The 13,986-nt window shown below is 29.3% G+C and carries 14 protein-coding genes, 1 tRNA gene and 2 pseudogenes; 1 reads left to right on the forward strand and 16 read right to left on the reverse strand.

The features are described from left to right. Window positions 1-29 precede the first annotated feature (29 nt). Window positions 30-590: a hypothetical protein gene (locus WHD07_RS15850; protein WP_343329169.1), complete on the forward strand. Its 561-nt coding sequence runs from the start codon at window positions 30-32 to the stop codon at window positions 588-590. Between the two features lie 87 nt (window positions 591-677). Here WHD07_RS15850 and WHD07_RS15855 read toward each other — a convergent pair whose 3' ends face one another. From WHD07_RS15855 to WHD07_RS15930, 16 genes and pseudogenes are all read right to left on the reverse strand, one after another. Next, window positions 678-2,042 carry an NAD-dependent succinate-semialdehyde dehydrogenase gene (locus tag WHD07_RS15855; protein WP_422897643.1) on the reverse strand — a complete coding sequence of 455 codons (1,365 nt, stop codon included), beginning with the start codon at window positions 2,040-2,042 and terminating at the stop codon, window positions 678-680. Window positions 2,043-2,054: 12 nt separating this feature from the next. Continuing rightward, window positions 2,055-3,578, reverse strand: a complete 1,524-nt coding sequence (locus WHD07_RS15860) for a GH3 family domain-containing protein (RefSeq protein WP_343329170.1) — start codon at window positions 3,576-3,578, stop codon at window positions 2,055-2,057. Between the two features lie 103 nt (window positions 3,579-3,681). Beyond that, on the reverse strand, window positions 3,682-4,692 hold the full coding sequence (locus tag WHD07_RS15865; protein ID WP_343329171.1) for an endonuclease/exonuclease/phosphatase family protein: 1,011 nt from the start codon (window positions 4,690-4,692) through the stop codon (window positions 3,682-3,684). Window positions 4,693-4,880: 188 nt separating this feature from the next. Next, window positions 4,881-6,398 (reverse strand): annotated as a pseudogene (locus tag WHD07_RS15870) (methylmalonyl-CoA mutase family protein); the annotation flags it as partial. Continuing rightward, on the reverse strand, window positions 6,391-6,723 hold the full coding sequence (locus WHD07_RS15875) for a hypothetical protein (RefSeq protein WP_343329173.1): 333 nt from the start codon (window positions 6,721-6,723) through the stop codon (window positions 6,391-6,393). The pseudogene WHD07_RS15870 and the gene WHD07_RS15875, both read right to left, overlap by 8 nt. An 11-nt stretch (window positions 6,724-6,734) precedes the next feature. Continuing rightward, window positions 6,735-8,090, reverse strand: coding sequence for a methylmalonyl-CoA mutase subunit beta (locus WHD07_RS15880; RefSeq protein WP_343329174.1), 1,356 nt, complete (start codon window positions 8,088-8,090; stop codon window positions 6,735-6,737). Beyond that, window positions 8,091-8,408, reverse strand: coding sequence for an FtsB family cell division protein (locus WHD07_RS15885; RefSeq protein WP_105047767.1), 318 nt, complete (start codon window positions 8,406-8,408; stop codon window positions 8,091-8,093). Between the two features lie 8 nt (window positions 8,409-8,416). Then, complete coding sequence (udk, locus tag WHD07_RS15890; RefSeq protein ID WP_105047768.1) at window positions 8,417-9,022, reverse strand: uridine kinase; 606 nt, start codon at window positions 9,020-9,022, stop codon at window positions 8,417-8,419. Window positions 9,023-9,238: 216 nt separating this feature from the next. Then, a tRNA-Thr gene (locus tag WHD07_RS15895) sits at window positions 9,239-9,312 on the reverse strand. 299 nt (window positions 9,313-9,611) lie between these two features. Next, entirely contained in the window at window positions 9,612-10,919 is a 1,308-nt protein-coding gene (locus WHD07_RS15900) for a deoxyribodipyrimidine photo-lyase (RefSeq protein ID WP_343329175.1), read from the reverse strand. Between the two features lie 4 nt (window positions 10,920-10,923). Continuing rightward, window positions 10,924-11,385 (reverse strand): annotated as a pseudogene (locus tag WHD07_RS15905) (SRPBCC family protein). Between the two features lies 1 nt (window position 11,386). Then, entirely contained in the window at window positions 11,387-11,848 is a 462-nt protein-coding gene (locus tag WHD07_RS15910) for a TspO/MBR family protein (RefSeq protein WP_343329176.1), read from the reverse strand. A 91-nt stretch (window positions 11,849-11,939) separates the two neighbouring features. Further along, complete coding sequence (locus WHD07_RS15915; RefSeq protein WP_343329177.1) at window positions 11,940-12,413, reverse strand: glutathione peroxidase; 474 nt, start codon at window positions 12,411-12,413, stop codon at window positions 11,940-11,942. A gap of 15 nt (window positions 12,414-12,428) precedes the next feature. Beyond that, window positions 12,429-13,112, reverse strand: a complete 684-nt coding sequence (locus tag WHD07_RS15920; RefSeq protein ID WP_343329178.1) for an SDR family oxidoreductase — start codon at window positions 13,110-13,112, stop codon at window positions 12,429-12,431. Between the two features lie 6 nt (window positions 13,113-13,118). Then, window positions 13,119-13,334 carry a hypothetical protein gene (locus tag WHD07_RS15925; protein WP_105047774.1) on the reverse strand — a complete coding sequence of 72 codons (216 nt, stop codon included), beginning with the start codon at window positions 13,332-13,334 and terminating at the stop codon, window positions 13,119-13,121. A 77-nt stretch (window positions 13,335-13,411) separates the two neighbouring features. Beyond that, complete coding sequence (locus tag WHD07_RS15930; protein ID WP_105047775.1) at window positions 13,412-13,636, reverse strand: hypothetical protein; 225 nt, start codon at window positions 13,634-13,636, stop codon at window positions 13,412-13,414. Window positions 13,637-13,986 lie beyond the last annotated feature (350 nt).

Raw genomic sequence — 13,986 nt, forward strand, 5'->3', positions numbered from 1 at the left:
TCAAAAGTTTTAAAGAAATCATAAAGTTTATGTCTAAACATCATATTATACCTATTACGATTAAAGAAAAAGTAGAAACTGGGTTAAATTATTATCCGGAGCTAAAAAATATTTATATAGAATTTAAGTTTAAAAAAAATATAAAGAAATCTACAATGCAAGCAAGACCCACTTTTGATAGTTTTTTTAGGTCTAAAAAGAATAGAAAATTTGTGATATTAATTAGTGAAAAATTTAAAATTTCTGACAAAGAGTTTTCTACAAGAGATATTCCTAAAGATGTTTTTATAGGGTGGATTGGACATGAGCTAGGGCATATTATGGATTATAAAGAAAGAAGTAGGTTTAACTTAATTTGGTTTGGACTTAAATACTTGTTTTCTGATAATCATATTGTAACGGCAGAAAGAGCAGCAGACCGTTTTGCTGTTCAGCATAAAATGGAGTTGTATATTTTAAAAACAAAGAATTTTATTTTAAATAATGCGGCTATTACACAAGCGTATAAAAATCGAATTAAAAAATATTATTTATCTCCAGAAGAAATTATGGTTTTGGTAGAAAATAGAAATAAATTAGAAGAAAAGTAAGAGCAAATAGTACTTGTTTTTTTATAAAAACACAGTAAAACCATTACGATTTAGTAAAAGTTTTACTGTGTATTATGTGTTCTAAAATTAATCAATCCAAATAGATTTGGTGTTTACAAATTCTTTAATTCCGTAACTAGAAAGTTCTCTACCGTAACCACTATTTTTAATACCTCCAAATGGTAACCTTGGGTCTGAAGAAACTAATTTGTTTACAAAACTGTTACCTGCTTCTAGTTGTAAAGCTACTTTTTCTCCTCTCTTAGAGTTGCTTGTTAATACACCAGAACCTAAACCAAATGTAGAATTGTTTGCTAGTTCAATAGCTTCATTTTCGTTTTTTGCTTTAATTACAGAGGCAACTGGGCCAAAGAGTTCTTCATCAAAAGCAGTCATACCTGGTTTTAAATCGGTTAAAATGGTTGCAGGGTAATAAGCTCCTTTTCTATTCGGAATTTTTCCTCCTAAAATTAACTTTCCGCCTTGCTTAATTGTTTGTTGTACTTGCTCATGAATTTCGTTACGTAAATCTATACGTGCCATTGGGCCATAATAAACATCTTTGTCTGTTGGCGCTCCCATTTTTGCAGCTTTCATTTTTTTTGTAAAAAGCTCTAAGAAATCATCATAAATTTCTTCTAAAACAATAAAACGTTTAGCAGCAATACACGTTTGTCCGTTATTTTGTAATCTTCCAAAAGTAGCTAAATCTGTAGCTTTTTCTAAATCGGCATCCTCTAGAATAATGTAAGCATCACTTCCTCCTAATTCTAAAACTGTTTTTTTTAAATTTTCGCCAGCAATTTTGGCAACAGAACGTCCTGCAGGTTCACTACCTGTTAAAGTTACAGCTACAATATTCTTATCTTCTATAATTGTTTTTATTGCATCAGAATTTACATTTAAGTTAGTAAAAACACCTTCGGGAAAACCAGCCTCTGTAAAAGCTTTTTCTATAGCAAAAGCACAACCTTGCACGTTTGATGCGTGTTTTAAGATCCCTGTATTTCCTGTCATTAATGCAGGTGCAGCAAAACGAATAACCTGATAGAAAGGAAAATTCCAAGGCATTATCGCCAGTGTGACGCCTAATGGCTGAAAGGTAACATAACTTTTTTTAGCTTCTGTTTCTACTACTTTATCTGCTAATAATTCTGTTGTATGATTAGCGTAATATCTACAAATTAAAGCACACTTTTGTATTTCTTTGCGAGATTGCTCAATTACCTTACCCATTTCTTGAGTAGCTAGTTGTGCATATTGTTCTTTGTTGCTTTCAAAAATACCAGCAAGTTTGTGCATCAGTTTAGAACGATCATTAAAACTTGTTTTTTTCCAAATTTTATAGGCTTCGTTTGCTTTTGCTATTTTCTTTTTTACTGTTTCTTCAGAAATTCTGTTATAACTTGCAATTTCTTCTTCTGTGGCTGGATTTATACTTGTTGTTTTCATAATTTTTTATTTTTAAATTTCGTTTACAAAATTTTCCCAATCAGAAAATTTCTTTTCATTCATAACACGTTCCATTTTAACCTGACCGCCTTTTTTCTTATTGAAAGCATTCCATTCATGAAATTTTTGAACAGGGATTACAGTTACTTTTACTCCTTTTAAAGCTTTGGTTCTGGCAACTTTGTAGTTTTTATTGGCTTTTTTAAGAAAAGCATCTAATGCTTCTGCAATTTGGTTATTGTTTTCTTTTATTTCGGCTCCTAAATACCAAGAATGATAAAATTCACCATCCTCAAAACGTTTGGCACAAATGGTATATTCTTTAATTTTGGTTGAAAATTCTTCTTCTAAATGGTTGATGGCATCGTCCATTTTATTTACTGATAATTGAGAACCTACAGTGTTTAAAAAGAATTTTGTACGACCGGTAATTTTAATTTCTGCTTTTGCAACATCTGTAAAAGCAATAGTATCACCAATTAAATATCTCCACGCTCCACTAACAGTACTTATTATTAAAATATAATCGGTTTTTTTTTCTACTTGTTCTAAAGTTAAAGAAGGTGCATTTTGTTTTATAGAACCATCTTCATTAATATAATCTGGATGCATAGGTACAAATTCAAAATAAATACCATTTTCTGTATTTAATTGCATGGCATCTGTATCTGGTCTTACTTGTGTGGCAATGTAACCTTCAGAGGCCAAATAAGTATCAATAACTGTAACGGGTTTTCCTAAAAGCGCTTTAAAACTTTTTTCATAAGGTTTAAATGCAACACCTCCAGAAGTATATACTTCTAGGTTTGGCCAAATTTCATGAATATGTTTTAAATTATGAAATTCTATAACTTTCTGAATCATTAACTCTATCCAAGCAGGAATTCCGCTTAGGGCACCAATATCCCAATTTTTAGCATTTTCGGCAATGTGTTGTACGCGCTCGTCCCAATCTTTAATTTTGGCTATTTCTTCTCCTGGTTTGTAATAACCTTTAAACCAAAACGGAATATTACTAGCGCTAATTCCGCTTATTTCACCTTCTAAGTGATTTTCTTCTTCCGATAGATCGGTAGAACTTCCAAGCATCATAATATCTTTTTCGAAAAAATTTACTGGTAAATCAAAATTATTTAAAGAAGTAACCTGTTTAATTCCAGAGCTTTTTATGGCGTTAATCATGGCGTCTGTAACCGGAATTTTTTTACTTGTTTTACCTGTTGTACCAGAACTTAGAGCAAAATAAGAAGGACTACCTACCCAAGTTACATTTTCTTCTCCTTTATGAATTTTATGCCACCATTTTTTATGTAAAGAGTGATAATCAAAATAAGGAATATTTTGAGAAAATGTTTGTTCAATATTTTTTGAAAGAAGAATATCTTTAAAGTGGTAATGTGTACCAAATTGAGTTTCTTTTGCTGTTTCTAACAATTCTTTTAAAACTTTTTTTTGCGCCTCTATATGGTTTGTTTCTGATGATAAAGTGTCTGTTAAATGGATAATCCCTTTAATGATGTTTCCTAAAATTGCCATGTGTTGTGTTTTTATACAAAGATGGTGTTAGCATAAAATAAAACTTAACTCTTTTGGTTTTTTGCTTGATGCAAAAGGAAAATAGGGGAGTTAAAATGATTTTTTACCTGTTTTGGCTATTTGTCTCTTTGCCTTTTTTGATATAAGTTTCCACATTATTTTTTTCTTCTTTAGAAAGTGTCTCTACTTTTTTTTCTTTTGTAATATTAGATGGAGTTACACTAAAAACACAGCGAATAGGAAAATGATCTGACCCAATGTATTCTAAAATATTTAATTGTTTTAAAATAATTTCTTTAGAATGAAAAACCAAATCTAAAGGAGCTCTAAACAACCAATATTTTGCATGATAAGAAGCTAGAATTCCACGGCCAATTCTACCATCAATTAAACCACAATTTTTGCGGAACAGTTTTGCTATTTTAGACCAAGCAACAGTATTAAAATCACCAACCACAATTACAGGTTGCTTCATCTCTTTTATCCGTTTGGCAATACACATTAAATCTCCATCTCGTTCTTTAGAGGTTTTTTCTTCTGTAGGACTTGGTGGTGGTGGATGTGCACAGAAAACAACAAAACGATTTCCTTCTTTGTCTTTAAAATGTGCTTCGATACTTGGTAGGTCTTTTGCAACAAAAAAATGGGTTGTTATTTTTTCAAAAGGAATTTTAGAATATAAATGCATTCCATACGTATTTTCTAACGTTATTTTTTCGGTAAACTTATAGTCTGTTTCTAAATCACGCATGGCGTTTTCCCAATCCTTGTTACTTTCAATGGTAAAAAAGATGTCTGGTTTTTCCTTTTTAATTAAATCTTTAAATTTTTGAAACTTGTTATTGTATTGATAAATATTTGCAGAGATAATTTTGATGTCTTTTATGCTCTTAGTAGCACTATTTTTCTTTTTATAAAAATTGGTAAATCTTGATAAAATATAAGCGTGATAGAATAATAAGATACTTTGAATTATTAATACAAGATAAAAAAGTAGGCTTTTTTGAGTAAAAATAACTAATCCGATAGTTGCTATTATTTGTAAAAAGAAGATTTGTGTTTTAATAAATTCTGGAATACGAAAAAACCAATGCTGATTTTTAACAAATGGCAATATGCTTAAAAGAATAAGAAGTAAAGATAAAATGATAAAAAAAAGATCCACGTTAAAACATTTATACAAATTTACCCAAAATAAAGTACACTGATTATATGTATACTATTATTTATGATTTGTTAAACTTTAAAAGAAGTGTTTTTTACTTTAGATCTTTAAATGGGGTTAAACGGCTTGTATTATTTAAAAACCGTTTGTAAAGCATCAGAAATTTCGCTTAAAGTTGCTCTGTTTCTTGCTGCTTTTATGGTTGCTTCTAAAAGGTTTTCTTTTTCGTGTTTTACAGCATTCGTTAAAGCTATTAGTGATTTTTGAACTTCGGTATTGTTTCTGGTGGTTTTTAGTTGATGTAGTTTTTCTAGTTGGATATTACTTGTCGTTTTATTATCAATTTCTAAAGGAGTTGAAGTTTTCTCTTTTTTTAGTTGATATTTGTTTACACCAACCACTACTTGCTCTCCATTTGCAATTTTTACTTGTTTAATGGCAGCTGCATTTTCAATATGTAATTTTGGGATTCCTTTTTTAATCGCTTTAGAGATGCCTCCATGATGTTCTAATTCACTAATTAGTTCCCAAGTTTTGTTAGCGATGTCTTCGGTTAACTTTTCTAAATGGTAGCTTCCTGCCCAAGGATCTACTGTTTTAGTAATATGTGTTTCTTGCTGTAAATAGGTTTGCGTGTTTCTTGCAATTCTTGCAGATACAGCTGTACCTTCATCTAAAGTATTGATGTGTAAACTTTGTGTGCCTCCAAAAGCAGCAGCCATAGCTTGTAGAGTTACTCGGGTTACATTATTAAAAGGGTCTTGGGTTGTTAAAGAATTACAGCTTGTTTGGCTATGGGTTTTTAGAGCAAGTGATTCAGGGTTTTTAGGGTTGAATTGTTTTACCATTTTTGCCCATAAAACTCTTGCAGCTCTTAATTTTGCTATTTCTGTAAAATGATCCATACCTGTTGCCCAACAGAAAGATAATTGTGTGGCTAAAGAATCTATTTTTATACCTGCTTCAATTCCTTTTTTAAGAAATTCTAACCCGTTAGATAAAGTGTAAGCTAGTTCAATTTCTGCAGTGGCACCGGCTTCTTGTATTTTGTAGCCAGAAATAGAAATCGAATTAAATTCTGGCATTTTTTTGCTGGTGTATTCAAAAATATCAGTAAAAATTTTAGAAGAAAGGGTAGGAGTGTATGTGTTTAACTCCTTTAAAATATCACTTTTAAGTGAGCCGGATAATTGGTCTAAAGATATTCCTTGTTCTTCTGCGGTAACAATATAAAAGGCAAGAAGCGGTAAAATAGTACTATTTATTGTTATAGAAACCGCTACATTGTCTAACGGAATTTGATCAAACAACATGTTCATGTCTTCTACCGATTGGATGGTAATACTAGTTATATCAACATCATTTGGGGCTCTTTGTGTATCTGAATGGTTACAAGTACAAGTTGATAAGTCTAAATCAACAAATAATTTTTTTAGACCTGTATCTAAATTTTTTCTATATAATGTATTGCTCTCTTTTACTGTAGAGAGACCTGTGTATTGTTTAATCTCCCAAGGTTTATTTATGTACATTGTAGCATAAGCCCCTCGTAAATATGGCGAAATACCAGCAACAAATCCTTCTTGAGGAAAGGAAATAGGAGTTGTTTTTTTTAAATTTTTAAGTTTTATATGTTGTACCTCTTTTCTATTCATCTACGGGATCTGCTTCTAATTTCATGAGATTGTAAAGTTGAATACCAAGATTTTTAGATTCTTTTTGTTTTTTAGTAATTGTAATGTAGCTTTTTAATAAAAATAAAAATAAAAAAGAGCACAAAATTAAAACCGCTCCAATAACAAAGTTTACGCTGTTGCTAAATAAATGAAAAATTTTATCTTCTAAAAAATAAAGACTAACAGCAATAATAAAAATAAATCCAATAATATATTTTGGAAGCTTACTTTTTATTTGTTGTATTTCTAACTTTAATTCGTTTTGTTTTTTTTGTTTAAAAAGAATTTCATTGTTTTTATCCATACTTTATTTTTTTATGACTTTTCAGAGTTTAATCGTTCTTTTTCTATTGATTCTGATAGTCGGTTTCTAGTTAAAGGAGGAAGTAATGTTTTTATATTTCTTTGTTTGACAAAAGGATACAAGGTTAACTCATGTTGCATCTTATCATCTTTGTTTGGTTGTAAATTTGTTCCTAAAAGTATGATTTCTTTTTTTAAGAAATCATTTTCTTCTTTTTTTGCATTTTCTTTAATTTTTTTCTGAATGGTACCTGCTTTTAATTGCTTTAAAAAGCCGCCACTTTTTTCAATTTGTTTAAAAAGGATTAAGGCATTTTCTGCTAATTGCTGTGTGATAGATTCTATATAATAAGAACCTTCTACAAAATTTTGTCCTTCTTGTAAATAACTTTCTTGTTGTAGTATTAGTAATTGATTTCTAGAAATGCGTTCGCCAAATTCATTTGATTTATGATAAACAGCATCATAAGAAACATTAGAAATAGTATTTGCTCCACCTAAAATGGCACTCATACATTCTGATGTTGTTCTTAATAAATTTACATTATAATCATAAATGGTTTTATTTCTTAAGCTTGGTTGTACAAAAAAGTGAGCTTCTAAATTGTTAACGTTATACACTTCTAATAGTGCGGTCCATAAAATTCTAAAAGCTCTTAATTTTGCAATTTCGAAAAAATAATTACTTCCAACAGAAAACGAAAAACTTAATTTTTCTGCAACGGAATTTCCATATTTATTTAAATATTCATTAGCGTGTGCTAAAGAGTAGGCTAGTTGTTGTGTAATAGTGGCTCCACAGTTTTGATACAGATCTCCTGAAACCGAAATACAATTTTTAGTGTTATTTAATATTCGGTCTAATTTTATAAAATCTTCTTTTAAATTATAAAACCAATTGCCTGTTTCTGCTAAGTTTCCAATAACATCTGTTTGAAAATAGGTTTTATCAGAATTTATAAATTCTGATATTTCTAGTTGAAAGGAATCATTTAAAAACTTAAAATGAAAATATATAAAAACAGTTTTTACATCAATATTAAGCAGTAGTTTTTTGTAATCGAAAGGTTTGTTTGCAGTAAATTGAATGGAATTAGCGCCTCTATTAAGCGCATCTATAGCTAAAGAGTTGGCTATTTTTTCATCATCAACAAATATTGTTTGACAGATGTTAAAACCATTTTTAGGGGTTTTAACGCTATAATTGGTGCTATCTTCTGCAGTGTAAAAAGGTTTTACAACAATGCCTTCTTGAGTTTTCCATAATAATGTATCATTATAATCGGCACCTCTTAAATCTACTTGAATTTTATTTTTCCAGGCAGCAGGTGTCGTTTTTAGAAAGTCATCAAAAAGAGAAGTACTCATTTATTTTTTTATTGTATCAAATTCTATTAGATAGATATCTTCATTTTCTTTTTTCATTAGATATTTTTCTCTCGCAAAACGTTCTAACTGCAACGAGTCTTCTAGTTTTTTAATTGTAGCTTTATCTTCGGCTATTTTTTTTTCGTAAAAAGAAATGGTGCTTTCTAAGCTTTCAATTTCATTATCGAATTTTTTATGAACGAGGTAAGAGTTTTCATCAATAAAAAACATCCATATTAAAAAAGGAATTAAGATTATAACAAAAGCATTTGTCATAACTTTTACTACTTTATTTTGTTTAAATTGATTGAAAGACATAACTTTAATTATAAACGATCATTAATAACGGTTCTTACTACGTCAATTGCCACTGTATTGTGTTTGTTGTTCGGTATAATAATATCAGCAAAATTTTTGGTAGGTTCTATAAACTGTAGGTGCATTGGTTTTAACGTATCTTGATACCTGTTTAAAACTTCATCTACATCTCTACCTCTTTCTGTAATATCTCTTCTAATTCTTCTAATTAAACGCTCATCTGTGTCTGCGTGTACAAATATTTTAATATCAAACAAATCTCTTAAAGCTTCGTTGTTTAGTATTAAAATACCTTCTACAATCACCACTTTTCTAGGATGTGTTTTTATCGTATCTGTTGTTCTGTTATGGGTAACAAAAGAATACACAGGCTGTTCTATTGTTTTTCCTGATCTTAATTTCTTTAAATGTTTTACAATTAAATCAAAATCGATAGCTCTTGGATGGTCGAAATTAATTTTAGACCTTTCTTCATAAGATAAGTTTACTGTTTCGTTGTAGTAAGAATCTTGTGAAATTACACAAACTTCATCAGTTGGTAGTTGTTTAATAATTTGATTTACAACAGTTGTTTTTCCACTTCCTGTACCTCCTGCAATTCCGATAATGAGCATATAATTATGATTAGGATAATTAATTGTCTAAAATAATAAAGATTTTACAATTATTTGTGGTTTTTTTAATCTTAAATCGGTTCTTTTTTAGAATGAACAATTAAAATTTGGCAAACCTTTAAAAAAAGAAAATCTTAAAAATATTAGTCTGTTTTATTTAGTATTTTACATAAAAAAAAAGTCTCAAAAAATATTTTTTGAGACTTTTAAAATTTGAGCCGATGGAGGGACTCGAACCCACGACCTGCTGATTACAAATCAGCTGCTCTAGCCAGCTGAGCTACATCGGCTTTTATTTTGAGAGCGCAAATTAAATGCAATTATTAGTATCTGCCAAATAAAATTTCATTTTTTTTCATAAAAAAGCTTCAAAAAATATTTGAAGCTTTTAAAACAAGAATAATTTCTATAGAATAGAAAAAATATTTATTCATAATCTTTGCATTCTACAGGTACAAAACGCTAATTTTTTTGTTTTGTTGTTTATAAAATCTTTTAAAAAAATATTATTGGTTTTTTTGTGTGAACAAGATTTTATAGACCTATTTTTTATAAATAGTGCAAAATTAGAGGTGATTTTTATAATAGATTAGAAATCTACCAATGCTTTTTTATACGTTTCTAAACAACGTTCTCTAGCAAATTTGTGTTCTACAATTGGTGTAGGGTACGTAAGCTCTTGAAAATCTGGAACCCATTTTTTAATATATTTTAAATCTTTATCAAATTTTTGAATTTGTGTGGTAGGATTAAAGATTCTAAAATAAGGAGCGGCATCAACACCTGTACCTGCAACCCATTGCCAATTACCAATATTGCTAGATTGCTCATAATCGTGTAATTTTTCTGCAAAATAAGCTTCTCCCCATCTCCAATCTATCAATAAGTGTTTGCAAAGAAAGCTTCCTACCAACATTCTTATTCTGTTGTGCATAAAACCTGTTTGGTTCAATTCTCTCATGCCTGCATCAACCAACGGGTAACCTGTTTCTCCTTTGCACCAAGCATTAAATTCTTTTTCATTATTTCTCCATAGAATTCTATCGTATTTTGGTTTAAAACTAGCTTTAATTGTATGCGGAAAATACCATAAAATCTGCATAAAAAACTCGCGCCAAATCAATTCTTTTAAAAAAGTAATGTTATTACTTTTTGATGCTTTTTCTGCCATTTTACGAATACTAACGGTTCCGAAACGTAAATGTGTACCTAACTTTGAGGTGCTGTCTTTTGCAGGAAAGTTTCTAGTTTCTTCATATTGATTTATTAATGTTGGAGAAACGGTATAAGAAGCTACGGTTATTGCTGATTTTTTAAAGTCAAGTTCTTTTAAAGTTAAAAATTGATTATTTTTACTTTTTATAAAATTTTCTAAATAATCTTCTGAGGGATAAAATTGAATTCCCTTAAAATGAAAAGCTTCTAACCATTTTTTAGAGTAAGGTGTGTAAACTTTATACGGTGTTCCGTCTTTTTTTACAATCTCATTTCTTTCAAAGATTACTTGGTCTTTGTAAGTTTTAAAAAGAATGTTTTTTGATGTTAGAAAATCTTTAATTTCTAAATCTCTTTTAATTGCATAAGGCTCGTAATCGTGGTTTGTATAAACCGTTTCAATGGTGTGTTTTTCTAATAGTGATTTGTAAATATCAATAGGATTACCATAATAAACATCTAAAGAGCTGCCTATTTCTTGTAATTGCTTGTTTATGTTTTTTATTTCTTGATGAATAAAAGAAACACGACTATCTTCCTTGTCTAGTTTCCTTAAAATTTCTTTATCAAAAATAAAAATTGGAAGTACTTTTTTACTTGATTTTAGAGCGTGGAATAATCCACAATTGTCATTAATCCGTAAATCTCTTCGAAACCAAAAAATAGTTATTTTCTCACTCATTTATTTAATATTTTCCAAAAAGTTCTATTAATTTCTTCTGTCTGTATGCAAAAATTTCTTCTAATTTAGGTTTTACTAATATCGGATGTATTAGTTGTCCTAAAATACCCATAGGAATTTTATAATCGATAATGTCTTCCATTTCTACGCCGCCTTCAATTTCTTTGATAAAATGTTTGTGATGCCATAATGCATAAGGCCCAAAACGTTGTTCATCAACAAAATATTCGTTTTCTTTTACGTGTGTAATTTCGGTAACCCATTTTGTTTATATCCCAAGAATTGGGGTAACAATATATTGTATAATCTGACCTGCAAACATTGGTTTTTCTGCTCCAGAAAGGATATCGAAACTCATATAATCTGGCGTAATTGTTTTTAAATTTTTGGGGCTAGATAAAAATTCCCAAGCTTTTTCTACAGTAATTGGTAGTTTTTGTTTTCTGTGAAACGTGTAAATTTTCATCTTAATTATAGATTAGAACGTAAAGGTTTAAGGAGGTAGCAATACAAAGCCAAATTATATAAGGCAGTAATAATAATTTATAATTACCTGTTTTATTACTGACTTTAAAAAAGTAATAAAATAGGAGTGAGGTTAACATAATGAGTGTTATAAGACCAAATAAAACAAAATGTTGATTGAAAAAAATGTAGTTCCAACTTACGTTTAAAACAAATTGAAATGCAAATAGAAGCTTGTTTTTTTGTGTATTTTCTACAATGAAAAGTTTGCCTAAATAAATAGAAAAGCAAATCATTATGGCTGTCCAAGCAATACCAAAAGCAATACCGGGCGGCGTCCAAGGAGCTTGATTTAAATTGGTGTACCATTCTGTTAATGGCCCATTATTCATTAACCAACTTCCAATAGCTAAACCTCCAAAATTGATGACTAAAAATAATACGGTGAGTTTTAATTGTTTCATAAACTAATTGTTTTGATTGTAAAGACTCGTTTTTATAGAAATATTGTAGCTTTTTAAGCTACTTTTCTTTTTAAATATACCAAATATAATTTTAAGACTTTAAGTGTTTTGTAATTTTAGAACTCAGAGGTTTTGTAATTGAAAAATAATAATCAATTAAGTTACCTTCGGGAGAAACTAAATATTTTTGAAAGTTCCATTTTACAGAACTACTTTTTTTATTGTTAAAATTTTTAGTTGTTAACCAAGTGTATAAAGGATGTTGATTTATGCCTTTTACGTCTACTTTTTCTGTAATTAAAAAAGTAACTCCATAATTTAGTTCGCAAAACTCTTGTATTTCAGTAGAAGAACCAGGTTCTTGTTTTCCGAATTGATTGCAAGGCATACCAATTACAACGAGATTGTTTTTATAAGTGTTGTGTAATTCTTCTAACTCTTTGTATTGTGGAGTAAAACCACATTTAGAAGCAACGTTTACAAATAAGATGTATTTGCCTTTAAAATCTGACAAATGGATAGGAGTATTCTGGAGACTATTAATCTCTATGTTGTAAATATTCATGTTTTTATGATTTAATTATAATTTAAAACTGACAATTCCGCAGTCTAATTCGAAAATTTGACCAGAAATAGAACTCGCTTTTTCAGAAATTAAAAAAGAGGCTAAATCAGCAACTTCTTTAGGGGCTAAAAATTTTTTTAGTGGATGGCGTTCTTTGATATTTTCTATCATTCGCTCATTGCGTAATAGTTTAGAGGCTAAGTCTGTATCTGTAACGGTAGGCGCAATTGCATTTACCCGAATTAGTGGTGCTAATTCTGCTCCTAAAGATTTGGTTAGTCCTTCTACGGCAGATTTTGCAGCGGCTACACTTGCATGAAAAGGCATGCCTAATTTTGCGGCAACTGTACTAAATAATAAAATAGAGGGTTTATTTCCTTTTTTTAGAGAAGGTAAATAGTGCTGAATTGCTTTTACCGCTCCAATAACGTTTATTTCAAAGTCTTGTCTGAAATCGTTTAGGTTTAATCGTGAAATTGGTTTTAAATTGATGCTTCCTGGGCAATAGATTAAGGTGTCTATTTCATTAAAATCAGGCAAGTCATCGGTAAGAATGTCACAGGGAACATGTGTAAGATTAGTGTGAGAAAGTAAAGGAGCTGTTCTGCTTAAATTTATAATTGAATTTTCATCAATTAAAGCATCTATAATTGCTTTTCCAATTCCTTTACTTCCTCCAATAACTAAAATTTTATTCATTTGCTTTTAAGGTCTTCCTTTCAAGCGTTTTTCAATTTTTTGCTTTACAGCTGTTAAACGCTTCATTTGATCCATAATTTCTAGATCTTTAGTTTCTTTATATACTTCGTTTAGTTCTAAAATTAAGGCTTTTACTTCTCTAGACGCTACGATTCTGTCACTTGTTGTTTTGAATGAGAATTTTCTGTGTTCAAATTCTTCCGCTCTTTCTAATAAATTCATTCTTTGTTTCTCTGTTTTATTCTATAATTTGTGAATATAATTATAAAAGTTAGAAAAACAATAGAAATATGTATTAATTATGCTGTTAACGGTTTTCCCTTTAAACGTCTTTCTATTCGTTGCTTAATTACGGTTAATCTTTTCATGATGTCCATAATTTCAGAATCTTTATTTTCTTTATAAATTTCATTTAAACTTAAAATTAAAGATTTTGCTTCTCTTGCTGCCAGCACACGATCGCTGGTAGTTGGAAATCTCATTTTTCTTGTTTCAAATTCTAATGCTTTACTTACTAAATCCATATTTTAATCTTTTTTCTTGAACATTTAGGTTTTCTTTTTTGAAAATTTTTAATTTTAAATGTTCTGTTTCGCTTCCTTAATTCTCTTCTTTTAACTACGTTTTAAAGTTATTTAAACATTTTTTATGTGTTAAATCAATTAATCAATTAAATTGAACTTCAAATGTAGTTTTGTATTTTAAGGTCTTCTAATTGTACTTCCAATTTTTATGCCATTTAATAAACTTGTCTATAGATTTACCTTATAGTTGTATAAGTGTAATGTTTTAAATTGCTTTTTATTTAAATAATTACTAATTCTCTTTCAAATATAATAAATGTTTAATAAATATCAATTATGGTTAAACAAAA

This window comes from Polaribacter staleyi, assembly GCF_038024045.1.
In the GTDB taxonomy this organism is placed as follows: domain Bacteria; phylum Bacteroidota; class Bacteroidia; order Flavobacteriales; family Flavobacteriaceae; genus Polaribacter; species Polaribacter butkevichii.